The sequence below is a fragment of the Streptomyces sp. HP-A2021 genome (assembly GCF_022807935.1).
In the GTDB taxonomy this organism is placed as follows: domain Bacteria; phylum Actinomycetota; class Actinomycetes; order Streptomycetales; family Streptomycetaceae; genus Streptomyces; species Streptomyces afghaniensis.
In genome coordinates this window covers 1708352-1732377 of record NZ_CP094344.1, presented here as the reverse complement: position 1 = coordinate 1732377, position 24026 = coordinate 1708352, and the positions used below count along the sequence as shown (strand labels likewise).

The window sequence follows — 24026 nt, the reverse complement described above, 5'->3', positions numbered from 1 at the left end:
GTCAGTTCACTTCCCGAAGATTGCGGTAGGCGGCCACCAGCGCGGCCGTGGACGGATCGAGACCGGGGACGTCGGCGCCCTCGGTCAGGGCGGGCTCGACGCGCTTGGCGAGGACCTTGCCGAGCTCGACGCCCCACTGGTCGAAGGAGTCGATGTTCCAGACCGCGCCCTGCACGAACACCTTGTGCTCGTAGAGGGCGACCAGCTGGCCGAGGACCGACGGGGTGAGTTCGGTGGCCAGGATCGTCGTGGTGGGGTGGTTGCCCCGGAACGTGCGGTGCGGCACCTGCTCCTCGGGCACGCCCTCGGCCCGCACCTCCTCGGCGGTCTTGCCGAAGGCGAGCGCCTGCCCCTGGGCGAACAGGTTGGCCATCAGCAGGTCGTGCTGCGCCTTCAGTTCGTCGCCCAGCTCGGCGACCGGCCGCGCGAAGCCGATCAGGTCGGCGGGGATGAGCTTGGTGCCCTGGTGGATCAACTGGTAGTAGGCGTGCTGCCCGTTGGTGCCGGGCGTGCCCCACACCACCGGCCCCGTCTGCCACTCCACCGGACGCCCGTCGCGGTCCACCGACTTGCCGTTGGACTCCATGTCGAGCTGCTGGAGGTAGGCGGTGAACTTGGACAGGTAGTGGCTGTAGGGCAGGACGGCGTGCGACTGGGCGTCGTGGAAGTTGCCGTACCAGATGCCGAGCAGGCCCATGAGGAGCGGGGCGTTGGCCTCGGCGGGGGCGTTGCGGAAGTGCTCGTCGACGATGCGGAAGCCGTCGAGCATCTCCCGGAAGCGGTCCGGGCCGATCGCGATCATCAGGGACAGGCCGATCGCGGAGTCGTACGAGTAGCGGCCGCCGACCCAGTCCCAGAACTCGAACATGTTGTCGACGTCGATGCCGAAGTCGGCGACCTTCCCGGCGTTCGTGGACAGCGCCACGAAGTGCTTGGCGACCGCCTTCTCGTCGCCCCCGAGGCCGTCCAGCAGCCAGGAGCGCGCCGAGGTCGCGTTCGTGATGGTCTCGATCGTGGTGAAGGTCTTGGACGCGACGATGAACAGCGTCTCCGCCGGGTCCAGGTCGCGGGTGGCCTCGTGGAGGTCGGCGCCGTCCACGTTCGACACGAAGCGGAATGTCAGTTCCCGGGCGGTGAACGGCCGCAGCGCCTCGTAGGCCATCGCCGGGCCGAGGTCGGAGCCGCCGATGCCGATGTTGACGACGTTGCGGATCCGCCTGCCGGTGTGGCCGGTCCACTCGCCCGAGCGCACCCGGTCCGCGAAGGCGGCCATCTTGTCGAGCACGGCGTGCACACCGGGGACGACGTTCTCGCCGTCGACCTCGATCACCGCGTCCCGCGGGGCGCGCAGCGCGGTGTGCAGCACGGCCCGGTTCTCGGTGACGTTGATCTTCTCGCCGCGGAACATGGCGTCCCGCAGCCCGAACACGTCGGTGGCGGTGGCCAGCTCCTGGAGCAGGGCCAGCGTCTCGTCGGTGATCAGGTGCTTGGAGTAGTCGATGCGCAGGTCGCCCACGTGCACGACGTAGCGCTCGGCGCGCCCCGGGTCCGCCGTGAACAGCTCACGCAGGTCCGGCTGCGGCAGGGCGTCCTTGCGGTGGTCCTCCAGGGCGGTCCACTCGGGCCGCCGCGTGAGCCTGGGGGAGCCGGAGGGGGAGTCAGACATGAGCAGGGGTCTCCTCGGTTGCCTCGCCGTTCAGGGCGATGGCGTACATCTCGTCCGCGTCGAGGCGCCGCAGCTCCTCGGCGATGAGTTCGGAGGTGGCACGGACCTTCAGCGCGAGGGTGCGGGAGGGCTGGCCCGGCAGGGTCAGTGTGGCCAGCGGTCCCTCGGGGCGGTCGATGACGATCTCACCGCTCTCCGTGCCCAGGCGGACCGCCGTCACGACCGGCCCGGCGGTGACCACCCGGTCGACCCGGACGTGCAGCCGGGCCTCCAGCCAGCGGGCCAGCAGCTCGGCGGCCGGGTTCTCGGCCTCGGCCTCCACGGCCGCCGAGATCACCTTCGCCCGGGCCTGGTCCAGCGCCGCCGCCAGCATCGAACGCCAGGGCGTCAGCCGGGTCCAGGCGAGGTCCGTGTCACCGGGCGCGTAGGAGCGGACCCGGGTCTCCAGCATCTCCAGCGGGTTCTCCACCGCGTACAGGTCGGTGATGCGCCGCTGGGCCAGCGCCCCGAGCGGGTCCTTCGAGGGCACCTCCGGCGCCTCCATCGGCCACCACACCACCACCGGCGCGTCCGGCAGCAGCAGCGGCAGCACCACCGAGTCGGCGTGCTCGGACACCTCGCCGTAGGTCCGCAGCACCACGGTCTCGCCGGTGCCCGCGTCGGCGCCGACCCGGACCTCGGCGTCCAGCCGGGACTGGGTGCGGTCGCGCGGGGTGCGGGCGTGCCGCTTGATGACGACCAGGGTGCGCGAGGGGTGCTCGTGCGAGGCCTCCTCGGCTGCCTTGATCGCGTCGTAGGCGTTCTCCTCGTCCGTGACGATCACCATCGTCAGGACCATGCCCACGGCCGGGGTGCCGATGGCGCGGCGGCCCTGCACCAGCGCCTTGTTGATCTTGCTTGCCGTGGTGTCGGTCAGGTCGATCTTCATGGCCTGCGCCAGCTCCGTCCGTCTCGTGCGAGCATCTCGTCGGCTTCCGCGGGTCCCCAACTGCCCGAGACGTACTGCGCGGGCCGGCCGTGCGTGGCCCAGTACTGCTCGATCGGGTCGAGGATCTTCCAGGACTCTTCCACTTCCTGGTGACGGGGGAACAGGTTGGCGTCGCCCAGGAGGACGTCCAGGATCAGCCGTTCGTACGCCTCGGGGCTCGATTCGGTGAACGACTCGCCGTAGGCGAAGTCCATCGTCACGTCGCGGATCTCCATCGACGTACCCGGCACCTTGGAGCCGAACCGCACCGTCATGCCCTCGTCCGGCTGGACGCGGATGACGATCGCGTTCTGCCCCAGTTCCTCGGTCGCCGTGGAGTCGAAGGGGGAGTGCGGGGCCCGCTGGAACACCACCGCGATCTCCGTCACCCGGCGGCCCAGCCGCTTGCCGGTGCGCAGGTAGAAGGGCACGCCCGCCCAGCGGCGGTTGTCCACCTGGAGCTTGATCGCGGCGTAGGTGTCGGTCGAGGAGGCCTGGTCGATGCCCTCCTCCTCCAGATAGCCGCGGACCTTGGTGCCGCCCTGCCAGGCCGCCGCGTACTGCCCGCGCACGGTGTGCCGGCCCAGGTCCTCCGGCAGCCGCACGGCCCGCAGCACCTTCAGCTTCTCGGTGAGCAGCGACGCCGCGTCGAAGGCGGCGGGCTCCTCCATCGCGGTGAGCGCCATCAGCTGCAGGAGGTGGTTCTGGATGACGTCACGGGCGGCGCCGATGCCGTCGTAGTACCCCGCGCGACCGCCGATGCCGATGTCCTCGGCCATGGTGATCTGCACATGGTCGACGTACGACCGGTTCCAGATCGGTTCGAACATCTGGTTGGCGAAGCGCAGCGCCAGGATGTTCTGGACGGTCTCCTTGCCCAGGTAGTGGTCGATACGGAAGACCTGCTCCGGGTCGAACACGTCGTGCACGATCGCGTTCAGCTCACAGGCGCTGTCGAGGTCGTGCCCGAACGGCTTTTCGATGACCGCGCGGCGCCAGGAACCCTCCTGGGCGTCGGCCAGCTTGTGCTTCTTCAGCTGCTGGACGACCTTCGGGAAGAACTTCGGCGGCACCGAGAGGTAGAAGGCGTAGTTGCCGCTGGTGCCCCGGGAGGCGTCCAGCTCCTCGACGGCGGAGCGCAGCTGCTTGAACGCCGTGTCGTCGTCGAAGTCACCCGGGATGAACCGCATGCCCTCGGCGAGCTGCTGCCAGACCTCCTCGCGGAAGGGGGTTCGCGCGTGCTCACGGACCGCGTCGTGCACCACCTGCGCGAAGTCCTGGTCCTCCCAGTCCCGGCGGGCGAAACCCACCAGCGAGAAGCCCGGCGGCAGCAGGCCGCGGTTGGCCAGGTCGTACACGGCCGGCATCAGCTTCTTGCGGGACAGGTCGCCGGTCACCCCGAAGATGACGAGCCCGGACGGGCCCGCGATCCTGGGCAGACGGCGGTCGCGCGGGTCGCGCAGGGGATTGTCGAAGTCGGTGCCGGCGTACTGCGGGCGCGGTGCGGCCCGGCCGCTCACCCCGGTCTGCTCGACCCCGGCGGCCTCCTGCGCCGCCCGGGCCTCCTTGTCCTCCTTGGTTCCGATGGTCTCCTGCTCGGCCGTCTGGGGGATGCCCTCGGTCATTCCGCGTCAACTCCCTTGCTGTTCAAGGACTTGGTGACCGCGTCCAGCAGGTCCTGCCAGGCCACCTCGAACTTGGCGACGCCTTCGTCCTCCAGTTGCCGCACCACCTCGTCGTAGGAAATGCCGAGCCGCTCGACGGCCGCCAGGTCGGCACGCGCCTGGGCGTAACCGCCGGTGACGGTGTCGCCCTGGACGTCACCGTGGTCGGCGACGGCGTTCAGCGTGGCCTCCGGCATGGTGTTGACCGTGCCGGGGGCGACCAGTTCGTCCACGTACAGGGTGTCCTTGTAAGCGGGGTCCTTCACACCGGTGGAGGCCCAAAGGGGGCGCTGCCGGTTCGCACGGGCGCCGCCCAGGGCCTGCCAGCGCGGCCCGGCGAACACCTGTTCGTAGGCCTCGTAGGCGAGCCGGGCGTTGGCCAGGGCCGCCCTGCCCTTCAGGGCGAGGGCCTCGTCCGTGCCCAGCAGCGTCAGCCGCTTGTCGATCTCGGAGTCGACGCGGGAGACGAAGAAGGACGCGACCGAGTGGATGGCCGCCAGGTCGAGACCGGCCGCCTGTGCCTGCTCCAGGCCGGCGAGGTAGGCGTCCATCACCTCGCGGTAGCGCTCCAGTGAGAAGATCAGCGTCACGTTCACGCTGATGCCCGCGCCGATCACCTCGGTGATCGCCGGCAGGCCGGCCTTCGTCGCGGGGATCTTGATCATCACGTTGGGGCGGTCCACCAGCCAGGCCAGCTGCCGGGCCTCGGCGACGGTCGCCGCCGTGTCGTGGGCCAGCCGCGGGTCGACCTCGATGGACACCCGGCCGTCCCGCCCGCCGGTGGCGTCGTACACCGGCTGCAGGACGTCGGCGGCGGCCCGGACGTCGGCCGTCGTCATCATCCGGACGGCTTCGTCGACGGTGACGCCCCGCACCGCCAGGTCGGCGAGCTGCTCCTCGTAGCCCTCGCCGGAGCCGATGGCGGCCTGGAAGATGGACGGGTTGGTGGTGACGCCGACGACGTTCCCCGTCGCCACGAGCCCGGCCAGGCTGCCGGACTCGATCCGCCGGCGGGACAGGTCGTCCAGCCAGATCGACACGCCCTCGTCGGACAGGCGCTTGAGTGCTCCCGCGCTCGCGGTCGCTTCGGTCACAGTGATCATCTTCTTTCGGGCGGTCGGATCAACCGCGCACAGCGGCCAGGGATTCCCGGGCTGCGGCGACGACGTTCTCGGGGGTGAAGCCGTACTCGGCGAACAGGGTCCTGGCGTCTGCGGAGGCGCCGAAGTGCTCCAGGGAGACGATGCGTCCCGCGTCCCCCGTGAACCGGTGCCAGGTCAGGCCGATACCGGCCTCGACCGCGACCCGGGCCTTCACGGACGGCGGCAGGACGCTGTCCCGGTACGCGCGGGGCTGCTCCTCGAACCACTCCACGGACGGCATCGACACCACCCGGGTGGGCACACCCGCCGCCTCGAGCCGCTCACGGGCCTCGACGGCGAGGTGCACCTCGGAACCGGTGGCGATCAGGATCACCTGCGGCTCGCCGCCCTCCGCCTCGGCCCGCACGTAACCGCCGCGTGCCGCGTCCGGGTTCGGCTCGTACGTGGGCACGCCCTGGCGGGTGAGCGCGAGACCGTGCGGGGCCGGGTCGGTGGTGTGCCGCCGGAGGATCTCGGCCCAGGCGAGCGCGGTCTCGTTGGCGTCGGCCGGGCGTACGACGTTCAGGCCCGGGATGGCCCGCAGCGACGCCAGGTGCTCGACGGGCTGGTGGGTCGGGCCGTCCTCGCCCAGGCCGACGGAGTCGTGCGTCCACACGTACGTCACCGGCAGCTGCATCAGGGCCGACATCCGGACGGCGTTGCGCATGTAGTCGGAGAACACCAGGAAGGTGCCGCCGTAGACGCGCGTGTTGCCGTGCAGCGCGATGCCGTTCATCTCCGCGGCCATGGAGAACTCGCGGATGCCGAAGTGGATCGTCCGGCCGTACGGGTCGGCCTCCGGCAGCGGGTTGCCCTCCGGCAGGAAGGACGACGTCTTGTCGATGGTGGTGTTGTTCGAGCCGGCCAGGTCGGCCGAGCCGCCCCACAGCTCGGGGACGACCGCGCCGAGGGACTGGAGCACCTTGCCGGACGCGGCACGGGTGGCGACCGCCTTGCCCGGCTCGAACACCGGCAGGGCGTCCTCCCAGCCGGCGGGCAGCTCACCCTTGCTGACCCGGTCGAAGGTGGCGGCGCGCTCCGGGTTCTCACCGCGCCAGGCGGCGATCCGCTTGTCCCAGGCGGCGTGCGCCTCGGCGCCCCGGTCCAGGGCCCGGCGGGTGTGCGCCAGCACCTCGTCGGCGACCTCGAAGGTCTTCTCCGGGTCGAAGCCGAGGAGGCGCTTGGTGGCGGCGACCTCGTCCTCGCCGAGCGCCGAGCCGTGGGAGGCCTCGGTGTTGCGCGCGTTCGGCGCCGGCCAGGCGATGATGGTGCGCATCGCGATGATGGAGGGGCGCCCGGTCTCGGCCTGAGCCTCCTTCAGCGCCGCGTACAGCGCGTGCACGTCGACGTCGCCGTCCTCGTGCGGCTCGATCCGCTGCACGTGCCAGCCGTACGCCTCGTACCGCTTCAGCACGTCCTCGGAGAACGCGGTCGCGGTGTCGCCCTCGATGGAGATGTGGTTGTCGTCGTAGAGGAAGACCAGGTTGCCGAGCTTCTGGTGGCCGGCCAGCGAGGAGGCCTCGGCGGAGACGCCCTCCTGGAGGTCGCCGTCGGAGACGATGGCCCAGACGGTGTGGTCGAAGGGAGACTCGCCCTCGGGGGCGTCGGGGTCGAACAGGCCACGCTCGTAACGGGCGGCCATCGCCATGCCGACCGCGTTCGCGACGCCCTGGCCGAGCGGGCCGGTCGTGGTCTCCACGCCCGCGGTGTGTCCGTACTCGGGGTGGCCGGGCGTCTTCGAGCCGTGCGTGCGGAACGCCTTCAGGTCGTCAAGCTCCAGCTCGTAGCCCGCGAGGTACAGCTGCGTGTAGAGGGTCAGCGACGTGTGGCCAGGGGAGAGGACGAATCGGTCACGGCCGGTCCACTCCGGGTCGGCCGGATCGTGCCGCATCACCTTCTGAAAGATCGTGTAGGCGGCCGGCGCCAGGCTCATCGCCGTGCCGGGATGGCCGTTTCCGACCCGCTGGACGGCATCGGCCGCCAGCAGACGGGCGGTGTCGACGGCACGCCGGTCGAGTTCGGTCCATTCGAAGCTGTCCGCTGTCTGCGTGCTCATCTTCAAGAAGTCCTCGATAGGAGCGAAGTGGCTGGTCTGACGTCTTCAAAACTAAAAGTCTGACTTTTTCGACGGAAGGTCGCCGTGTGCCAGCCTGTGGTGAAAGTGGGACACCCCAAGGCAGCGCGGCGCGCGAATGGGGCGGCACGAGGCGGACATGGCGGATATGGCAGATATGGCAGACAGAGGCATCCAAGGCGGCGACGGGATCAGAACGTTCCCCTTCCCGGTCGAGCTGAGTGTCGGCGGCGTCGGCATGCAGGTCGGCCCGATGGGCACCGGCCGCACCTGGCACGCCGACGCGCCCCTGGAGCGCGTGCACCGCATCGACTTCCACGTCGTGCTGCTGTTCGGCGAGGGCCCGGTCCGGCACATGGTCGACTTCACCGAGTACGAGGCCACGGCCGGGGACCTGCTGTGGATCCGCCCGGGGCAGGTCCACCGCTTCTCCCGCACGAGCGAGTACCGCGGAACGGTGCTGACCATGCAGCCGGGCTTCCTGCCCCGCGCGACCGTCGAGGCCACCGGCCTGTACCGCTACGACCTGCCGCCGCACTTGCGTCCCGACGCGGCCCAACTCGCCGGTCTGCGCGACTCGCTCGGCCAGCTCCGCCGCGAGTACGAGGACACGGACACGCTGCCGCTGAGCCTGCACACCGCCGTCCTGCGCCATTCGCTGACGGCGTTCCTGCTGCGGCTCGCCCATCTCGCCGCCAGTACGGCGGAGTCGGTACGACAGACGTCCGACTCCACCTTCACCCTCTTCCGGGACGCCGTGGAGAAGGACTTCGCCACCAACCACAGCGTCAGCGCCTACGCCGATGCGCTCGGCTACTCCCGCCGCACCCTGGTCCGCGCGGTCCGCGGCGCGACCGGGGACACCCCCAAGGCCTTCATCGACAAGCGCGTGGTCCTGGAGGCCAAACGCCTCCTCGCCCACACCGACCTGCCGATCGGCCGGGTCGGCGCGGCGGTCGGCTTCCCCGACGCCGCGAACTTCTCCAAGTTCTTCCACCAGCACACGGACCAGACGCCGGCGGCGTTCCGGGCGGAACTGCGCTGAGGTTACGGAGGCCGGGCAGCGAAAGGGGGCCCCACGCGCGCGTGGAGCCCCCTGCCGAGGATCGTCAGTGTCCGAAGGTGAACCAGTTGACGTTCACGAAGTCCGCCGGCTGTCCGCTGGTGAAGGTCAGATACACATCGTGCGTGCCCGTCACGGAGTTGATGTTCGCCGGAACGGTCCGCCACGACTGCCAGCCGCCGGTGCTGCCCACGGCGAAACTCCCGACGGGCGCGTTGCTCCGGCTGTCCAGCCGCACTTCCACCAGTCCGCTGACGCCGCCCGCCGCACCGCTCGCGACCCGGGCGCTGAATTGCCGGGCCGCGCTGGAGCCGAAGTTCACGCCCTTGAAGTGCAGCCAGTCGCCGTTGGCCAGCGAGCCGACGTTCTGGCCGCCGCCGGAGTCGGACGTCGTCTCGGTCGTCACGCCGGACTGGCCGTCGTAGGACTCGGCCTGGATGGCGGAGTAGGCGTCGCGGTTGCCGGTCGGGGGAGGCGTGGTGCCGCCACCGGACGACAGCACCTGGACGTAGTCGACGACCATCGGGTGGCCGGGCTGCGTCCCCGCGTCCGGGCCGCCGCCGAACGCGTCCGGGAAGCCGCCGCCCATCGCGACGTTCAGGATGATGAAGAAGCCGTGGTCCGTGGCATTGCGCCACGTCGTGGCATCGACCTGGTTGGCGCGCACCGTGTGGAAGTTGACGCCGTCGAGGTAGAAGCGGATCTCCTCGACGCTCGTCGAGCGGTCCCACTCCATCCGGTAGGTGTGGAAGCCGGCCTGGCAGGTGCTGCCCTGGCAGGCCGTCGAACTGCCGATGCCGCTGGTCTCGTTGCAGGGGCCGCCCGGGGAGGTGCCGCAGTGCATCGTCGCGAACACCGTGTTCTGGCCCTGGGTGTTCTCCATGATGTCCAGCTCGCCGACGGCCGGCCAGTTCCAGTAGTTGCCGCGGTAGGGGGCGCCCAGCATCCAGAACGCGGGCCAGTAGCCCTTGGCCGCGGCCCCGGTGACGTTCGGCACCTGGATGCGCGACTCCACGCGGAGCTTGCCGCCGGCCGGAGGCTGGAAGTCGGTGCGGTTGGTCTCGATGCGGCCGGAGGTCCAGTTGCCGGCGCCGTCCCGCCGGGGGGTGATGCGGAGGTTGCCGTTGCCGTCGAGCGAGACGTTGTCGGTGCTGCTCGTCATCGTCTCGATCTCGCCGGTGCCCCAGTTGGCGGGGCCGCCCGGGTAGCCCTTGCCGGTCGCGTACTGCCAGTTGGACGTGTTGACGCCGCTGCCGGCCGGGCCGTTGAAGTCGTCGAGGAAGACCTGGTTCCAGCCCGACGGGGGCGGCGGCGCGGAGGCGCTGGCGGAGGGAGTCGCGGCGGTGGCGGCGACCGCGGCGAGGCCGAGTGTGCTGACGACGGCGACGAGCGCCCGCCGGAAGGGGCGCCGGGTGCGGGGTCTGCCGGAGGTGTCACGCATGTGGGGATGCCTCTCGGGTACGGGTGCGGGGAGGTTGAGAGCGCTCTCAGAGTGTCGTCAATGTGCTCCACGTCACCCGGGTCGTCAAGAGGTGAAGCCGGGAAAAGTGCGGGGCGGCCGATGAGTGCACGTCCTGAACGGGCTCTGTCGACCGGGTTGTTGGGGGCCGTTGTCAGACCTTGCTGCGATGCTCACGGTATGGATGTCACCTTGCAGCTGACCATCGACTGCGCCGACCCGGCGAAGCTCGTCACCTTCTGGACCGAGGCCCTCGGATACGTGCCCGAACCGCCCCCGGGCGGGCACCCCACCTGGCGGGCCTACTGGGCGGACATGGGGGTGCCCGCGGAGGAACTGGCCGAGGGAGTGGGAGAGACCCCCGAGTCGATTGTCGACCCGGACGGGCAGGGGCCCCGCGTCTGGTTCCAGCGGGTGCCGGAGGGCAAGACCGTCAAGAACCGGGTGCATCTCGACCTGAAGGTCGGCGGCGGCAGAGGCGTTCCCCTGCCGGAGCGCACCCGGAGAATCACGGCGAAGGTGGACCGGCTGACCGCGGCCGGCGCGACGGTGCTGCGGGTCATGGACGAGCCGGACATGGAGTACTACGGCGTCGTGCTGCGGGACCCGGAGGGCAATGAATTCTGCGTGGCCTGAGCGGCACCGACCGCTTCGCCGGAAAGCCGATGCCGGGCAACTGCTGAACGCGCCGGTTCAGGCCCGCTCCGGCTGCCACCCCAGGGCCCGGGAGATCCCGCGCGCCGCCACCCGTACCGCCGGGACCAGCACCGGCACCTGGGCGTCGGCGTGCGGTACCACGACGGACACGGCGGCGGCCACCGAGCCGTCCGCCGTGCGCACCGGCGCGGCCACCGACAGGGCGTCCTCCGTGACCTGGCGGTCGCTCACCGCCACGCCGGTCCGGCGCACTCCGGCGAGCTCCCGCCGCAGCCGTGCGGGGTCGGTGATCGTGTACGGCGTGAAGGACGCGAGTGCGCCCGCGCAGTACTCCTCCTGGAACTCCGGGTCCCCGTGCGCCAGCAGGGCGAGCCCGACCCCGGTGGCGTGCAGCGGCCAGCGCGCGCCGACGCGGATGTGCACACCGACCGCCGACCGCCCCGACAGCCACTCGATGTAGACGACGTCCGTGCCGTCCCGCACCGCCAGCTGCACGTTCTCGTGCGTCGCCTCGTACAGGTCCTCCAGGTACGGCAGCGCGATCTGCCGCAGGGCGAGGCCGCGCGGCGCCAGTGCGGCGATCTCCCAGAGCCGGAGCCCGACGTGGTAGACGCCGGACTCGTCCCGTTCCAGGGCTCCCCACTCGGTGAGCGCGCCCACCAGCCGGTGCGCGGTGGTCAGGCTCAGTCCGGCCCGTCGGCTGATGTCCGTCAGGCACAGGGCCGGGTGCTCGTGGTCGAAGGCCGCGAGGACGGACAGCAGCCGGTCGGTCGCGGTCGGGGCGGCGCCGCCCGCGTGAGCGGAGCCGAGGACTCGGGGCAGTGCGGTCATGGCCGGGTGTCTCCCGGGTGGGCGAGGTCGTAGGGGCGGGGGTAGGCGGCCGGGCGGTACGGGACGTAGCGGGGATCCGCCGTCGGATCCGCCGCTGTGGCGCGGGAGTTGAGGGCGGCGGGCGAGGTGTCCCAGCGGCCCGTGTCCAGGCGGTGTTCCAGGGCGTGCAGGGCGGCCAGGGTCTCGCCGGGGGTGAACGTGCAGTGGCCGGGGGCGTCGACGTAGGCCTGACGGAACAGCGGTCCGGAGCCGGCCGCGCCGGCCGCCCGCCGGTAGGCGCTCTCCGACTGCACCGGTATCAGCGCGTCACCGGTCGTGTGGATGTTCAGCTGCGGGTCGGCCAGTCGGCCGGAGAGCACACTGGTGTTCCGCATCCACCGTACGGCCGGCTGATCGGCGGAGATCCGGGGTGCCCGGCCCAGGGCCGAGAGGTCGGTACGCAAGGACAGTCCTGCCTCCTTGTAGAGCTCCTTCACCTCTTTGTACAGCGGGGACCGGGTGAGCATGGCGGTGTAGTCGACACCGGCGTTCCACGACGGGTTGCCGCCCGCCCGGCTCTCGGCCTCCTGCCGCCAGCTGAACGCGGGCATCTGGAGCAGGCCCCGGACGGCGGTGTACTGGTTGGCCTGCTGGGTTTCCCAGTCCGTGGGCCCCGGCTCGGTCTGCGAGGCGTCGTTGTAGCCGGGGATGTTGTGCAGGGCGGCGGCGAGGGCGATCCGGGCCCGGCCCTCGGGGGTCTGCTGGGCGGCGTCGACCTTCGAGGTGAGCGCCTTCCCGGCGGCGACCGCCTCCGGCTGGCCGGCGAAGCCCGTGAGCCGGATCCCGGAGTCCGGTGCGAGGAGCGTGCGCAGCGCGAACACCGGGTCCAGGGTGCTGTTCCAGTTGGCGACGCCGCCCTGCACCAGCCCGCACATCGACAGCGAGCCGTCGAACCGGCCGGCGTGCCGCTCGGCGAGCATCGTCGTGACGAACCCGCCGTACGAGGTGCCCCAGGCGAGCGTCCGCCGGGCCGCCCCGAACTTCTCGGTGAACAGATCCAGCGTGGCGAGCTGGTCCGGCACCGCCTCGGTGACGGCCCAGCCGTTCGTCGCGTACGAGGAGCCGATCAGGGCGTAGCCCTCGGCCAGCAGCTTGTCCCGGGCGGCCGCACCCGGAGTGTTCTGGGCCGGGTTGGGGGCTCCGGCCGGGGAGTAGCCGTGGCTGTACAGCAGCACCGTGCCGTTCCAGGACGCGGGGACGTCCATCACGTACGCGGCACCGGAGGGGAGCCGGCCCTCCAGGTGGCTGTCCGTGGCGGCGGCCTGCGCCGGCAGCGCGGTCGCGAGGGACAGGCAGGCGGTCAGTAAAGCGAGGCGGATCCTCAACGCGGGGTCCCTTCCAGGGTGGGGGCGGTGGGCGCGGGGGAGTCGAGGGCGTCGGTGTGCGTCTCGCGCAGGCGCCACACGGTGACGGCGGTGATCGCCGCGCCCGCGCACAGCAGCAGCGAGACGGGCGTGCTTCCGCCCCCGTACGAGGCGAGGAGGCTGCCGGCGATGAGCGGGGAGAACCCGGCGCCGATCAGGGTGGCCGCCTGGTAGCCGAGGGAGGCACCGGTGTAGCGGACGCGGGTGCCGAACATCTCGGTGAGCAGGGCGCCGAGCGGCCCGTACATCGTGGACTGGGCGACACCGTGACCGAGGGCGAGGGCGAGGATCAGCAGTCCGGGCGAGCCGGAGTCGACCAGCGCCAGCACGGGGAAGGCGAGCGCGGCCGAGGCGACCGCTCCGGCGAGCACGACGGGCCGGCGGCCGACCCGGTCCGACAGCGCGGACGCGGCGGGCAGGACGACGAGGGCCACGCAGGAGGCGACGGTCACCGCGGTCAGTACCTGCGGGCGGGTGTACCCCTCGTCGACGGCGTAGGAGATCATGAAGCTCGTCAGCAGCGACTGGGCGGTGAACGCGCCGATGCCGACGCACGCGGCCAGCAGTACGGGCTTCGGACGGCGCAGCACCTCCACGATCGGCGGCTTGTCCACCGGTTGCCGCTTGACCTGGGCGAACAGCGGGCTCTCGGCGACCTTGAGGCGCACGAACAGCCCGACGGCCAGCAGCACGATGCTCAGCAGGAACGGCACCCGCCAGCCCCAGGAGCGGAACTCGTCGTCGGGCAGCCCGGCGACGATGGTGACCACACCGGCCGACAGCACGGAACCGAGCGGGGCGCCGAGCTGGGTGAAGCTGGACCACAGACCGCGCCGGGAACCCTGCGCGTGCTCGGCGTGCTCGACGACCATGAGCATCGCGCCGCCCCACTCGCCGCCGATCGCGATGCCCTGCACCACGCGCAGGGCGACCAGCAGGATGGGGGCCCAGACGCCGATCGCGTCGTACGTCGGCAGCAGGCCGATGAGGAAGCTGCCCGAGCCCATCAGGACCATGGTCAGCAGCATCATCGACTTGCGGCCGATCCGGTCGCCGAAGTGGCCGAAGACGATGCCGCCGAGCGGGCGGGCGAGATAGCCGGCGGCGAAGGTGCCGAACGCCGCGATGGTGCCGACCGCCGGGTCGGCCCGGGGGAAGAACAGCTCGCCGAAGACGAGCGCGGCGACCGTGCCGTAGACGAGGAAGTCGTAGAACTCGACGGCCGTTCCGAGCAGGCCGGAGACGGCCACGCGGCGCAACTGCCGCGAATCGGGGGCAGGTTGAGCGGCAGAAGGGGATGGCTGCACGGGAGCTCCCTGGGGACGGGTCTCGGTTGGCCGATGAAGTTATGCATCCATCGTGCAGCCGTCAATCATTTGCACAACATCAGTTCAGTCCGTCCTCGGCGATCCGCAGCAGCAGCCCGTGCAGCGCGTCCCGCTCGGCCGGGTCCAGCGGGCCCAAAAGCTCGTTCGTCACCCGCTGGCCGGCCTCGTCGGTGTCGCGCAGGAACGCGCGGCCCTTCTCGGTCAGCGCGACGATCCGGCTGCGGCGGTCGTCGGGGGAGGGGCGGCGCTCGGCGAAGCCCTGCTTCTCCAGGTCGTCGACCAGGCCGACGATCGCGCTCGGGTCGTAGCCGAGCCGGGTGCTCAGCTCGCGCTGGAGGGCGCCCTCGGAGGTGGCGAGGAAGCGCAGTACCGCGTAGTGGCGCAGGCGCAGGCCCGACTCCTGGAGGCAGGAGTTGAAGAGCTGTCCCGAGCGCAGGCCCAGGCGGTACAGCAGGTAGCCCGTGTCGGCGTGCAGCCCGCGCATCCACGGCTCGTGCGCGTCGATGGGCTTCGGGGTGACGTTCTGGCGTGTGATGACGGGCTCCCTGTGCTCGGCGCTTCCTGGGATCCCAGCATCTCGCACCTTTGGGTCGCCAACAACTATTGACGTCAACAATTATTGCTCTTAGCTTCGATCTCGAAGTCGAACCCGTGTGAAGGGACCCACCCGTGCCCAGCATCGATCTCTCCGGCAAGGTCGCCGTCGTCACCGGCAGCGGCCGGGGCCTCGGCCTCGCCTACGCGCACGCCCTGGCCGCCCACGGCGCATCCGTCGTCGTCAACGACGTCGACGAGGCCGTGGCCGAGGCGGCCGTGAAGTCCATCACCGAGGCGGGCGGCAAGGCAGTGGCGGAGGTGGTCCCGGTCGGCACCTCCGAGGCCGCCGAGCGGCTGGTGAACCGCGCGGTCGAGGAGTTCGGCCGGTTGGACGTCCTCGTCACCAACGCGGGCATCCTCCGCGACAAGGTGCTGTGGAAGATGACCGACGACGACTTCGACGCGGTGATCACCACCCATCTCAAGGGCACCTTCACCTGCGCCCGCGCCGCCGCCGTCCGGATGCGCGAGCAGGGCGAGGGCGGCTCGCTGATCCTGGTCGGCTCCCCGGCCGGCCAGCGCGGCAACTTCGGCCAGACGAACTACGCCGCCGCCAAGGCCGGCATCGCGGCCATGGCCCGCACCTGGTCCATGGAGCTGGGCCGCGCGAACATCACCGTCAACGCGATCGTGCCGGTCGCCGCGACCGCGATGACCGAGACGATCCCGGCCTTCGCCCCGTACATCGAGGCCATGAGGAACGGCGAGCCGCTGCCGGACTTCCTGCGCAAGGGCGAGGGCTTCGGCACCCCCGAGGACTGCGCCGCCCTGGTCCCGTTCCTGGCCTCCGAGGCCGCGCGCGGCATCACCGGGCAGGCCATCGGCATCGGCGGCGACAAGGTGGCACTCTGGTCGCATCCGCAGGAGATCAGGGCGGCCTACGCCGACGGCGGCTGGACCCCCGGCACCCTCGCGGACGCCTGGCCCACCTCGGTCGGTGCCGAACTGCAGTCGGTCGGCATCCCGGCACCGAAGTTCCCGGAGGCGTGATGGACCTGAACGACCTCGTCGCGATCGACGTCCACACCCACGCCGAGGTGTCCTCCAAGGGCCACTCCTCCCTGGACGACGACCTGCACGACGCCTCCTCGGCCTACTTCAAGGTCGAGGGCAAGCGGAAGCCGACCCTGGAGGAGACCGCCGCGTACTACCGCGAGCGGAGGATGGCCGCCGTGATCTTCACGGTCGACGCCGAGTCAGCCACCGGCACGGCGCCCGTCCCGAACGAGGAGGTCGCCGAGGCCGCCGCCGCCAACGCCGACGTCCTCATCCCCTTCGCCTCCATCGACCCCTTCCGCGGGAAGGCGGGGGTGAAGCAGGCCCGCCGCCTGGTCGAGGAGTACGGGGTGAAGGGCTTCAAGTTCCACCCCAGCATCCAGGGCTTCTTCCCCAACGACCGCTCGGTGGCCTACGACCTCTACGAGGTGATCGAGGAGACCGGCACCATCGCCCTGTTCCACACCGGCCAGACCGGCATCGGCGCCGGCGTGCCCGGCGGGGGCGGCATCCGGCTCAAGTACTCCAACCCGCTGCACGTCGACGACGTCGCCGCCGACTTCCCGCACCTGAAGATCATCCTGGCGCACCCGTCGTTCCCCTGGCAGGACGAGGCCCTGGCCGTCGCCACGCACAAGCCGGGCGTGCACATCGACCTGTCCGGCTGGTCGCCGAAGTACTTCCCGCCGCAGCTCGTGCAGTACGCGAACACGCTGCTGAAGGACAAGGTGCTCTTCGGCTCCGACTTCCCCGTCCTCACCCCCGACCGCTGGCTCGCCGACTTCGACAAGCTGACGATCAAGGAAGAGGTCCGGCCGAAGATCCTCAAGGAGAACGCCGCCCGTCTGCTCGGGCTGACGAAACCGTAAGGGGCGTGACATGCGCAACGAGGGACTGGGGTCATGGCCCGCACGCCGGGCCCGCAAGACCCCGCACCGCACCGCCCTGATCCACGGCGACACCACCCGCACCTACGCCGGCCTGTACGACCGCACCACCCGCCTCGCCCACGCCCTGCGCGAGAGGGGCGTGCGCCGCGGCGACCGCATCGCCTACCTCGGCCCGAACCACCCCTCCTACCTGGAGACCCTGTTCGCAGCCGGCACGCTCGGCGCGGTCTTCGTCCCCCTCAACACCCGCCTGGCCGGCCCCGAGATCGCCTACCAACTCGCCGACTCCGGCGCCAAGGCCCTCGTCTACGGTCCCTCGCACGCCGGTCTCGTCGCGGGACTCCCGGGCAGCACGGACGTCCGTACGTACGTCGAAGTGGGCGCCGAGTACGAGGAGGCGCTGGCCTCGGCCTCCCGGGAGCCCATCGACACGCCCGTCGCCCCCGACGACACCTGCATCATCATGTACACCTCTGGGACGACCGGCCGTCCCAAGGGCGCGATGCTCACCCACGGCAACCTCACGTGGAACGCGATCAACGTCCTCATCGACCACGACCTGGTCGCCGACGAACGCGCGCTGGTCTCCGCCCCGCTGTTCCACACCGCAGGGCTGAACATGCTGACCCTCCCGGTCCTGCTGAAGGGCGGCACCTGCGTCCTGGTCGAGGCCTTCGACCCGGACGCCACCTTCGATCTGATCGAACGGCACCGGATCACCTTCATGTTCGGGGTGCCCACGATGTTCGACCAGGTGGCGCGGCACCCGCGCTGGCCGGACGCCGACCTGACGTCGCTGCGCATCCTGACCTGCGGCGGCTCCCCGGTCCCGACCCCGCTGATCGCGGCGTACCAGAGGCGCGGCCTGACCTTCCTCCAGGGCTACGGCATGACCGAGGCCGCCCCCGGCACGCTGTTCCTGGACGCCGAGCACGCCGTCGGCAAGGCGGGTTCCGCGGGTGTGCCGCACTTCTTCAGCGACGTACGCGTCGTACGGCCCGACCTCGCGCCGGTCGATGTCGGCGAAGTGGGCGAGGTCGTGGTGCGCGGGCCGCACGTCATGCCCGGCTACTGGGGGCTGCCCGAGGAGACGGCCGCGTCCTTCGCGGACGGCTGGTTCCGCAGCGGCGACGCCGCCCAGATCGACGAGGACGGCTACGTCTACATCGTCGACCGCATCAAGGACATGATCATCTCCGGTGGCGAGAACATCTACCCCGCCGAGATCGAGGACCAGCTCCTCGCCCACCCCGACATCGTGGAGTGCGCGGTGATCGGGGTGGCGGACGACAAGTGGGGCGAGGTGCCCCGCGCGGTCGTCGTCCCCCGCGAAGGCGCCGCACTCGACCCCGACGAGGTCCTCGCGTCGCTCGCCGGCCGCCTCGCCAAGTACAAGATCCCGAAGTCGGTCGTGGTGGCGGACGAACTGCCCCGCACCGCCTCCGGGAAGCTCCTCAAATCCCGTGTGCGCAAGCGCTACGGCACCGACTCCCAGTGAAGGACGGCTCCATGAGCATCACCGTCAACGGCCTCGACGAACTGAAGAAGCTCGCGGGCAGCGACCTCGGCACCAGCGAGTGGATCGAGGTCACGCAGGAGCGGATCGACACCTTCGCCGACGCGACCGGGGACCACCAGTGGATCCACGTGGACCCCGAGAAGGCCAAGGAGGGGCCCTTCGGCGCCCCCATCGCGCACGGCTACCTCACGCTCTCCCTCTTCATCCCGCTGTTCACCGAGCTCCTGGACGTCCAGGGCGTGACGACGAAGGTCAACTACGGCCTCAACAAGGTGCGTTTCCCCTCCCCGGTGAAGGTCGGCTCCCGCATCCGGCTGACGGCGAAGCTCGCCGAGGTCGAGGAGGTGCCGGGCGGCGTGCAGATCACGGTCGACGGCGCCATCGAGATCGAGGGCGGCGGCAAGCCGGCCGCGGTGCTCCAGAGCCTGTCGCGGTTCTACGCCTGAGGCCGCGCGGGCACCAGGTCGAGAAGACGTTCCGAGGCGTCACGCGCGAGCGGTGAGAGCCGGTCGTGCACGGCCCGGAACGTCTTCTCGGCCTGTTCCGCCGGCCAGTCGTCCGGCAGGTGCTTGACCGGCAGGCGCGGATCGCGCCGGACGATGCGGAGCCACTCGGTCTGCAGCCGCAGCCGCAGCACGAGAGCGTCGTCGGCGTCCGGCAGCTCGTCCTCCCAGGGCTGCCAGCGCCGTACGAACGCCTCGTAGCGCCCGGCGAGATCGGACAGCTCCCACGTCTCCTCGATCATCTGCCCGATGTCCGTCCCGGCGTCGGCGTGCGCGCGGAAGACCTTCACATGGGCGGACAGGCCGAGCTCGGCGACCAGCGCCGACACGTCGACCTCGCCCGGCGCGATCCACAGGCCGTTGAACAGCGGGCCGAAGCCGCTCCAGGTCAGCTGGGAGCGCAGGTCGTGGCGCTGGCGCTGCCAGGACTCGGGCAGGGAGAAACCGAGCAGGGTCCAGGTGCCGTCCCAGTGCCGGTTGACGGCGCCGGTCTGCCAGATGCGCCGCTCGCCGTCGCGCAGCACGGCCTCCGAGCGCTCGGTCAGCCCGAAGTACATCCGGCGGCCCTCGCGCTGGCGGCGCAGCAGGTCACGGTTGACCATCCGGGTCAGCGTCGAGCGGGTCGCCTGCTCGCCGATCCCGGCGCGGGCGAACACGTCGATGACACTGCCCGAGTACACGCAAACATCGCGCCCGAGCACCTGGTCGCCCAGGAACGTCAGCATGAGGGACTGGGGCCGCAGCGACTCTTCACCGGTCACGCGGCCCACCGTACCTCCGTACCTCCGCTCGATCAGTCCGTGACCTGCTGGTACGCGTGGACGGCCGTCGACACCGCGCACACGCCCGGCGGGATCACCTGCGCCCGCAGGGTGCCGCTGTTCGCGTCGTAGTCGACGCCCTCCGTCTCGAAGATGCCCGTGCACACGCTGCGCTGCGGCAGCGCGAAGAGGCTCGTCACCGTGCCGGTGACCGGCTGCCCGTCCGGCTTGTGGGGCAGATCGATCTGGAGCAGCGGCCGGATCTCCGGGAAGAGGGTGCCCGAGGCGTCGTTCGAGGCGCACAGCAGGCGGGTCTCGGTGACGAAGTCACAGCCCTGGATGTCACGCACCGGCTTGTCCAGGGTGATCTGCCCGGCCTCCCTCAGCTCGCCGCCGGTGGGCGGTGTGGAGGGGTTGAGCAGGGGTGCCGGGAACACCTGGAGCCGGTTCTGCGCGCCCCACTCGCCCGAGACCAGCCACTGACCGTCGGGCGAGACGGCGGCGAAGGAGTTGTTCAGCTTCTCGCCCGGGTTCAGCGGGTGGACGTACTCGTAGCGCTTCCCGGCCGGGGTGGTGACCGCGAACATCTTCGACGTGGCCGTGTCCGATCCCTGGTAGGCGTCGAAGACATGGCCGCGCGCGATGTCCGGGTCGCCTATGTGGTTCCAGCCCTTGACCCGCAGGCCCAGCGGGATGGAGGCCAGCCCGCGGTACAGCAGGGAGCCGTCCGCGCGGCTGGCCAGGCCCTGCCCGCCGCCGAGGGTGTCGGTGTACGACGTGCCGGTCTCGGCCCACTGCGGGGCACCGGCGGCCGAGGCCGTGCCGGCACCCAGCGTGAGGGCACCTAATAAGGCGGTGGCGGCGAGCAGTTGACGTCTCATCAGGTCAGGCACCTTCCACGTCGACGAATACCGGGTTCGCATAGAACCACGTATCCGCCCACGGGTCACCGTCCCCGGGCGCGTGCGGAACCGGTCCGTGCGGGTCGACCGAGGCGCCGAGGTAGCCGGTGCCGTGCCGGTTGCCGTCGCTGCCGCGCAGCCGGACGTAGAAGGACTCCTCACCCGCGGTCAGCGGGATGCGCAGCGTGTAGGTGCCCGTGCGGCCGGAGACGTCCTGCGAGCGGACGACGCGGGTGTCGGGGGCCTTCCAGGTGTCACGGTCGGCGACCGGGCCGCGCACCGCGCCGCGGATGACGTCCACGTGCGCCAACTCCGGCAGGATCCCCTGCGGGTTGGGCCGTGAGGCGGTCGTCACGGTGATGTTCAGGGTGAGCTTCTCGCCCTTGCGGACCCGCAGCCGGCCGCCCAGCGTCACGCCCCGGCCCCGGTCGCCGTCCCGCTTCAGCCGGACGTCGAGCCCGTCGAGCAGATGCCCGTGGTCGAGCCAGACCCGGCCCGCGCGCAGGCCCGCCATGACCGCACGGTAGCCGTAGCGGGTCACGCCCACGTGCGTACGGCTGAACTGCCCGGGCCAGAAGTCGCTGCCCGGCTGCGGGGTGTCCGTGTTCACCGGGTCGGGCAGCTTCCCGGTGCTGTCGAAGGTCTGGCCGGGCTGCCAGTCGCCGTTCTTCCAGGTGTCGAAGACGATCCGGTGGGCGTCGGAGTTGGTGGTGACCGAGAACAGCCGCCCCTCGGCGAGCATCGAGTCCCACAGGCCGCCGACGGTGGCGGTCGCCCAGTCGAAACCGCCGTACGTCACATAGGCGTCCGCCGGGTAGCCGGGCCAGGACTGCGCGGACGGCTTGTTCTCGTACTCGCCGCGGATCGAGGCGGCGCCACGCCAGCCGGGGATGGCGGCGCCCTGGGCGCCCGGCGCGCCCTCCATGCCGATCATGATCCCGGGCGCCGCGTCCCGCCAGGCGCGCATCTCGTGCGGGGAGTCGATGCCCAGGCGCATGGGGTGGTTGGCGAGGACCAGAACGTCGTCGACGTAGCCCGAACGGCGCTGCTCGGCCAGCCACTTGAGGGCCTTGACGGCGTGTGCCTCGTTGCGGGCGGTGTCCGCGTCGGCGGGGCCGCCCTTGTCGTAGCCGAGGAGCTTGCCGTCGTAGGCGCGCTCGAACCAGGTGAGCAGATCCACCTCGTTCCGGCCGGGCGGGGTGAAGACCGTGCAGTGCTCGGCCGCCGGGATGTACCACTCCAGCCCCTGGAAGATCAGCTGACGCGGGTTCTCCGCCCGGGCGTCCAGGATCTCCTGGTGCTCCAGGGCGGCCCCGAAGTCGGCGTGCCCGAAGTTGGAGTGCTCGGTGAACACCATCCAGTCCAGGCCGTACTTCGCCCCTGCGGCGGCCAGTTGGGAGAAGGTGTACTTGGCGTCGTGGCTGTAGACGGAGTGGATGTGGTGGTCGCCGACGAGGTAGGCCAGGCGGGGGTCCTCGCCGCCCGGCCGTTCGCCGTCGCCGTCGGCGGCCAGGGCCGGGGTCGCCGCCGAGCCCAGGGCGAACGCGGCGCCGAACAGGCCCGCGCGGCGCAGGAGCCCGCGGCGGGAGGCGCCCTGCGCATCGAGGGCCGCGGGGGAGACGGACGGGTCGGCCCAGGCGGGCAGCTGCTGCTCTGTCATGAGAGTTCCCTGGGAGGTCAGTGGTTCATGAAGGAGGTGACGGGAAGCGCCCGGGCGACGATCCGGACGTCGCCGAGCCGGCCGTGGAAGATCTGGTCGATCTTGCCGGCGTACTCGTAGCCGCCGAGCAGCCACGGCAGGCCGACGGAGGTGATGCCGACGGACGACGCCTTGGGGTTGCGGACGACCGGGCAGCCCTCGACGTACAGCGTGGTGTGCCTGCCGTCGTTGACGACCGCGAGGTGCCACCAGGTCTCCAGCGGGGTCTCCTGGCCCCAGTTGGTGGCGATGCCCTGCTGATTGAGCGGCCGCATCGCCCACTGCGGCTCACGGTCGTTGGACAGCGACAGCGTGGCCAGCGGCTCGTCGGGGTCGTCGGCGGTCTTCCCGGCGGTGCCGCCCGTGCCCGTGCGGCCGACCAGGCCCGACCAGGCATTGTGGTCCGGGTCCCAGTCGGCGGGCAGCCGGTAGAACGCCTCGATGGTGTAACCGTCCTCGAACGTGGCCGAGTTGAGCGGGGCACCGTCGACCGTGCGCAGGTAGGCGCCCTTCAGCGGGGACTTGAAGCCCTGGAACTCCAGGCTGCCGTGCCCCGGCTGGTCGGGGTGATGGTCCGCCGACCAGCCCAGCGCACCGCCGCCCACCGTGACGAGCGAGAGGTCGTTGCCCCGCCCCGACAGGTCCCGGACCGTGCCGGCCGTGCCGTCGACGGGTTTCTCGAATCGCCAGTACGCCGCGGTGCCAGGGACCAGCATCTTCGAGACGGGCCGCGCGGGACGGGCGGGCACGGGCGCGAAGCCGGAGAAGCGCTCCGCGAAGTCGATCTCGACGGAGAACCGGTCGGCGTCGCCGCTCAGCTCCATCTCCTGCCGCTCCAGCTCGTTGAGCCCCTTCCCCGCCCGGCCCAGGATCCACGGCGAGACGGTCTCCACGTCGATGACGTTCCGGTCCAGGTCGAACCGGTAGAGGCGGATCATCGCCGCGCCGCCGAAGTAGCGGTTCTGGTAGTTCGTCAGATGCAGATGGACATCGTGCCCGGCCGCGTTCTTGCGCGTCGCGCGGGCGGCGGGCCAGTAGTGCCCGTTGAGCGTGAGGAAGATCTGGTCGTGGTCCTCGATCAGCTGGTCCCAGAGCTGCTGCCCGTAGTCCGACAACGAGTCGTCCTCGACGACCAGTTCGTGCGTCGTGAGGATCACGGGCGTCTTCGGATGCCGCGCCATGACCTCCTTCGCCCACGCGTAGCCCTGCGGCGACAGCCGCCAGTCCAGCGCGAGCACCAGCCACTCCCGGCCGCCCGCGGTGAACAGGTGGAAGGTGTTGTAGCCGTCCGGGGAGGCACCGCCGAACGTCCGCTGCCCCTTGAACCGCTCGGGCCCGAAGGCGTCCAGATACGGCGTCGCACCGCGCTGGTCGGTCGTCGACGACTTCACGTCGTGGTTGCCGGCCAGGACGCTGTAGCCGACGCCCCGCCGGTCCAGCAGCGAGAACGCCTCGCCGATCGCCGCGAACTCCTCCTGCGCGCCGTTCTGGGTGAGGTCCCCCAGGTGGGACAGGAAGACGAGGTTCTCCTCCCTGCCGTGCTCCAGCAGATAGCGCAGCGACGCCTCGACCGGCGCCTTGTCGATGCTCGGCCCGTCGAAGAGGTACTGCGTGTCCGGCATCACGGCGAGCGTGAAGCGGCGGCTGCGCGGGTCGGGGCGCCAACTCGCCGGTGCCGCCCGGGCGGTGACGGCCGGCAGCGCGGCCACCGCCGTGGCGGTCGCGCCGAGCAGGGCGGTGGCGCGCAGGAAACCGCGTCTTCCGGCACCGGCCTGGGGGGCCTCGCCCAGGTCGTGATCATGCGAAGTGCACACAGGGGCTCCATGAAGGGTGACGGGGAGGGAGTCTCGGAGAACTCGGCGGAGGCGACAGGGAGGGAGTCTCGGAGAGGTCGGAGAAGGTGAC

20 protein-coding genes are annotated in these 24026 nt (G+C 71.1%); 6 read left to right on the top strand and 14 right to left on the bottom strand.

The features are described from left to right. Position 1: 1 nt before the first annotated feature. From pgi to tkt, 5 genes are read right to left on the bottom strand one after another with little or no spacing between them, the layout of a single operon-like run. Complete coding sequence (pgi, locus tag MQE23_RS07845; RefSeq protein ID WP_020277651.1) at positions 2-1666, bottom strand: glucose-6-phosphate isomerase; 1665 nt, start codon at positions 1664-1666, stop codon at positions 2-4. Further along, positions 1659-2594: a glucose-6-phosphate dehydrogenase assembly protein OpcA gene (gene opcA, locus MQE23_RS07840; protein WP_243378650.1), complete on the bottom strand. Its 936-nt coding sequence runs from the start codon at positions 2592-2594 to the stop codon at positions 1659-1661. Before opcA ends, pgi begins: the two co-directional genes overlap by 8 nt. Next, positions 2591-4258: a glucose-6-phosphate dehydrogenase gene (gene zwf, locus MQE23_RS07835; RefSeq protein ID WP_020277649.1), complete on the bottom strand. Its 1668-nt coding sequence runs from the start codon at positions 4256-4258 to the stop codon at positions 2591-2593. The genes opcA and zwf overlap by 4 nt, the downstream gene beginning before the upstream one ends. Continuing rightward, the gene (gene tal, locus MQE23_RS07830; RefSeq protein ID WP_243378649.1) at positions 4255-5400 is read right to left on the bottom strand and encodes a transaldolase; all 1146 of its coding nucleotides are present in this window, start codon (positions 5398-5400) and stop codon (positions 4255-4257) included. The genes zwf and tal overlap by 4 nt, the downstream gene beginning before the upstream one ends. A 19-nt stretch (positions 5401-5419) precedes the next feature. After that, positions 5420-7495 carry a transketolase gene (tkt, locus tag MQE23_RS07825; protein ID WP_243378648.1) on the bottom strand — a complete coding sequence of 692 codons (2076 nt, stop codon included), beginning with the start codon at positions 7493-7495 and terminating at the stop codon, positions 5420-5422. A 175-nt stretch (positions 7496-7670) separates the two neighbouring features. Here tkt and MQE23_RS07820 point away from each other — a divergent pair, with 175 nt between their 5' ends. After that, positions 7671-8558 carry an AraC family transcriptional regulator gene (locus MQE23_RS07820; protein WP_037674437.1) on the top strand — a complete coding sequence of 296 codons (888 nt, stop codon included), beginning with the start codon at positions 7671-7673 and terminating at the stop codon, positions 8556-8558. A 64-nt stretch (positions 8559-8622) separates the two neighbouring features. Here the strand turns inward: MQE23_RS07820 and MQE23_RS07815 are convergent, their stop codons facing one another. After that, the gene (locus MQE23_RS07815) at positions 8623-10017 is read right to left on the bottom strand and encodes a glycoside hydrolase family 16 protein (RefSeq protein ID WP_243378647.1); all 1395 of its coding nucleotides are present in this window, start codon (positions 10015-10017) and stop codon (positions 8623-8625) included. Positions 10018-10215: 198 nt separating this feature from the next. On the opposite strand from MQE23_RS07815, the gene MQE23_RS07810 reads away from it, so the two are divergent. Further along, positions 10216-10671 (top strand): VOC family protein, encoded by a 456-nt coding sequence (locus tag MQE23_RS07810; RefSeq protein ID WP_243378646.1) that lies wholly within the window; start codon positions 10216-10218, stop codon positions 10669-10671. A 57-nt stretch (positions 10672-10728) separates the two neighbouring features. Here MQE23_RS07810 and MQE23_RS07805 read toward each other — a convergent pair whose 3' ends face one another. The 4 genes from MQE23_RS07805 to MQE23_RS07790 all read right to left on the bottom strand — a co-directional run bounded on the left by MQE23_RS07805 (position 10729) and on the right by MQE23_RS07790 (position 14738). Then, positions 10729-11523, bottom strand: a complete 795-nt coding sequence (locus MQE23_RS07805) for an IclR family transcriptional regulator (protein WP_020277643.1) — start codon at positions 11521-11523, stop codon at positions 10729-10731. Continuing rightward, on the bottom strand, positions 11520-12887 hold the full coding sequence (locus MQE23_RS07800; RefSeq protein WP_243378645.1) for a DUF6351 family protein: 1368 nt from the start codon (positions 12885-12887) through the stop codon (positions 11520-11522). The genes MQE23_RS07805 and MQE23_RS07800 overlap by 4 nt, the downstream gene beginning before the upstream one ends. After that, on the bottom strand, positions 12884-14176 hold the full coding sequence (locus tag MQE23_RS07795) for an MFS transporter (RefSeq protein WP_020277641.1): 1293 nt from the start codon (positions 14174-14176) through the stop codon (positions 12884-12886). Before MQE23_RS07795 ends, MQE23_RS07800 begins: the two co-directional genes overlap by 4 nt. A 136-nt stretch (positions 14177-14312) precedes the next feature. Next, positions 14313-14738 carry a MarR family transcriptional regulator gene (locus MQE23_RS07790; protein WP_020277640.1) on the bottom strand — a complete coding sequence of 142 codons (426 nt, stop codon included), beginning with the start codon at positions 14736-14738 and terminating at the stop codon, positions 14313-14315. 185 nt (positions 14739-14923) lie between these two features. Here MQE23_RS07790 and MQE23_RS07785 point away from each other — a divergent pair, with 185 nt between their 5' ends. The 4 genes from MQE23_RS07785 to MQE23_RS07770 are packed head-to-tail and all read left to right on the top strand — an operon-like array spanning position 14924 to position 18702. Continuing rightward, a complete protein-coding gene (locus MQE23_RS07785) occupies positions 14924-15841 on the top strand; it encodes an SDR family oxidoreductase (protein WP_020277639.1) in 918 nt (305 codons plus the stop codon). After that, the gene (locus MQE23_RS07780) at positions 15841-16716 is read left to right on the top strand and encodes an amidohydrolase family protein (protein WP_020277638.1); all 876 of its coding nucleotides are present in this window, start codon (positions 15841-15843) and stop codon (positions 16714-16716) included. The genes MQE23_RS07785 and MQE23_RS07780 overlap by 1 nt, the downstream gene beginning before the upstream one ends. Before the next feature lie 10 nt (positions 16717-16726). After that, complete coding sequence (locus tag MQE23_RS07775; protein WP_020277637.1) at positions 16727-18235, top strand: long-chain fatty acid--CoA ligase; 1509 nt, start codon at positions 16727-16729, stop codon at positions 18233-18235. Positions 18236-18246: 11 nt separating this feature from the next. Further along, a complete protein-coding gene (locus MQE23_RS07770) occupies positions 18247-18702 on the top strand; it encodes a MaoC family dehydratase (RefSeq protein ID WP_010043036.1) in 456 nt (151 codons plus the stop codon). Here MQE23_RS07770 and MQE23_RS07765 read toward each other — a convergent pair. The 4 genes from MQE23_RS07765 to MQE23_RS07750 are packed head-to-tail and all read right to left on the bottom strand — an operon-like array spanning position 18693 to position 23935. Then, positions 18693-19520: a PaaX family transcriptional regulator C-terminal domain-containing protein gene (locus MQE23_RS07765; protein WP_020277635.1), complete on the bottom strand. Its 828-nt coding sequence runs from the start codon at positions 19518-19520 to the stop codon at positions 18693-18695. The genes MQE23_RS07770 and MQE23_RS07765 overlap by 10 nt on opposite strands. A gap of 32 nt (positions 19521-19552) precedes the next feature. After that, a complete protein-coding gene (locus MQE23_RS07760; RefSeq protein WP_243378644.1) occupies positions 19553-20401 on the bottom strand; it encodes a hypothetical protein in 849 nt (282 codons plus the stop codon). 4 nt (positions 20402-20405) lie between these two features. Beyond that, positions 20406-22082 (bottom strand): PHP domain-containing protein, encoded by a 1677-nt coding sequence (locus MQE23_RS07755; protein WP_243378643.1) that lies wholly within the window; start codon positions 22080-22082, stop codon positions 20406-20408. Positions 22083-22099: 17 nt separating this feature from the next. After that, positions 22100-23935, bottom strand: a complete 1836-nt coding sequence (locus tag MQE23_RS07750) for a LamG-like jellyroll fold domain-containing protein (protein WP_243378642.1) — start codon at positions 23933-23935, stop codon at positions 22100-22102. Positions 23936-24026: the final 91 nt, after the last annotated feature.

What these genes read in the sequence shown, in the direction of transcription:
- pgi (WP_020277651.1), bottom strand. Translation starts at nt 1,666, where the DNA reads ATGTCTGACTCCCCCTCCGGCTCCCCCAGGCTCACGCGGCGGCCCGAG.
- opcA (WP_243378650.1), bottom strand. Translation starts at nt 2,594, where the DNA reads ATGAAGATCGACCTGACCGACACCACGGCAAGCAAGATCAACAAGGCG.
- zwf (WP_020277649.1), bottom strand. Translation starts at nt 4,258, where the DNA reads ATGACCGAGGGCATCCCCCAGACGGCCGAGCAGGAGACCATCGGAACC.
- tal (WP_243378649.1), bottom strand. Translation starts at nt 5,400, where the DNA reads ATGATCACTGTGACCGAAGCGACCGCGAGCGCGGGAGCACTCAAGCGC.
- tkt (WP_243378648.1), bottom strand. Translation starts at nt 7,495, where the DNA reads ATGAGCACGCAGACAGCGGACAGCTTCGAATGGACCGAACTCGACCGG.
- MQE23_RS07820 (WP_037674437.1), top strand. Translation starts at nt 7,671, where the DNA reads ATGGCAGACAGAGGCATCCAAGGCGGCGACGGGATCAGAACGTTCCCC.
- MQE23_RS07815 (WP_243378647.1), bottom strand. Translation starts at nt 10,017, where the DNA reads ATGCGTGACACCTCCGGCAGACCCCGCACCCGGCGCCCCTTCCGGCGG.
- MQE23_RS07810 (WP_243378646.1), top strand. Translation starts at nt 10,216, where the DNA reads ATGGATGTCACCTTGCAGCTGACCATCGACTGCGCCGACCCGGCGAAG.
- MQE23_RS07805 (WP_020277643.1), bottom strand. Translation starts at nt 11,523, where the DNA reads ATGACCGCACTGCCCCGAGTCCTCGGCTCCGCTCACGCGGGCGGCGCC.
- MQE23_RS07790 (WP_020277640.1), bottom strand. Translation starts at nt 14,738, where the DNA reads ATGCGCGGGCTGCACGCCGACACGGGCTACCTGCTGTACCGCCTGGGC.
- MQE23_RS07780 (WP_020277638.1), top strand. Translation starts at nt 15,841, where the DNA reads ATGGACCTGAACGACCTCGTCGCGATCGACGTCCACACCCACGCCGAG.
- MQE23_RS07775 (WP_020277637.1), top strand. Translation starts at nt 16,727, where the DNA reads ATGCGCAACGAGGGACTGGGGTCATGGCCCGCACGCCGGGCCCGCAAG.
- MQE23_RS07770 (WP_010043036.1), top strand. Translation starts at nt 18,247, where the DNA reads ATGAGCATCACCGTCAACGGCCTCGACGAACTGAAGAAGCTCGCGGGC.
- MQE23_RS07760 (WP_243378644.1), bottom strand. Translation starts at nt 20,401, where the DNA reads ATGAGACGTCAACTGCTCGCCGCCACCGCCTTATTAGGTGCCCTCACG.
- MQE23_RS07755 (WP_243378643.1), bottom strand. Translation starts at nt 22,082, where the DNA reads ATGACAGAGCAGCAGCTGCCCGCCTGGGCCGACCCGTCCGTCTCCCCC.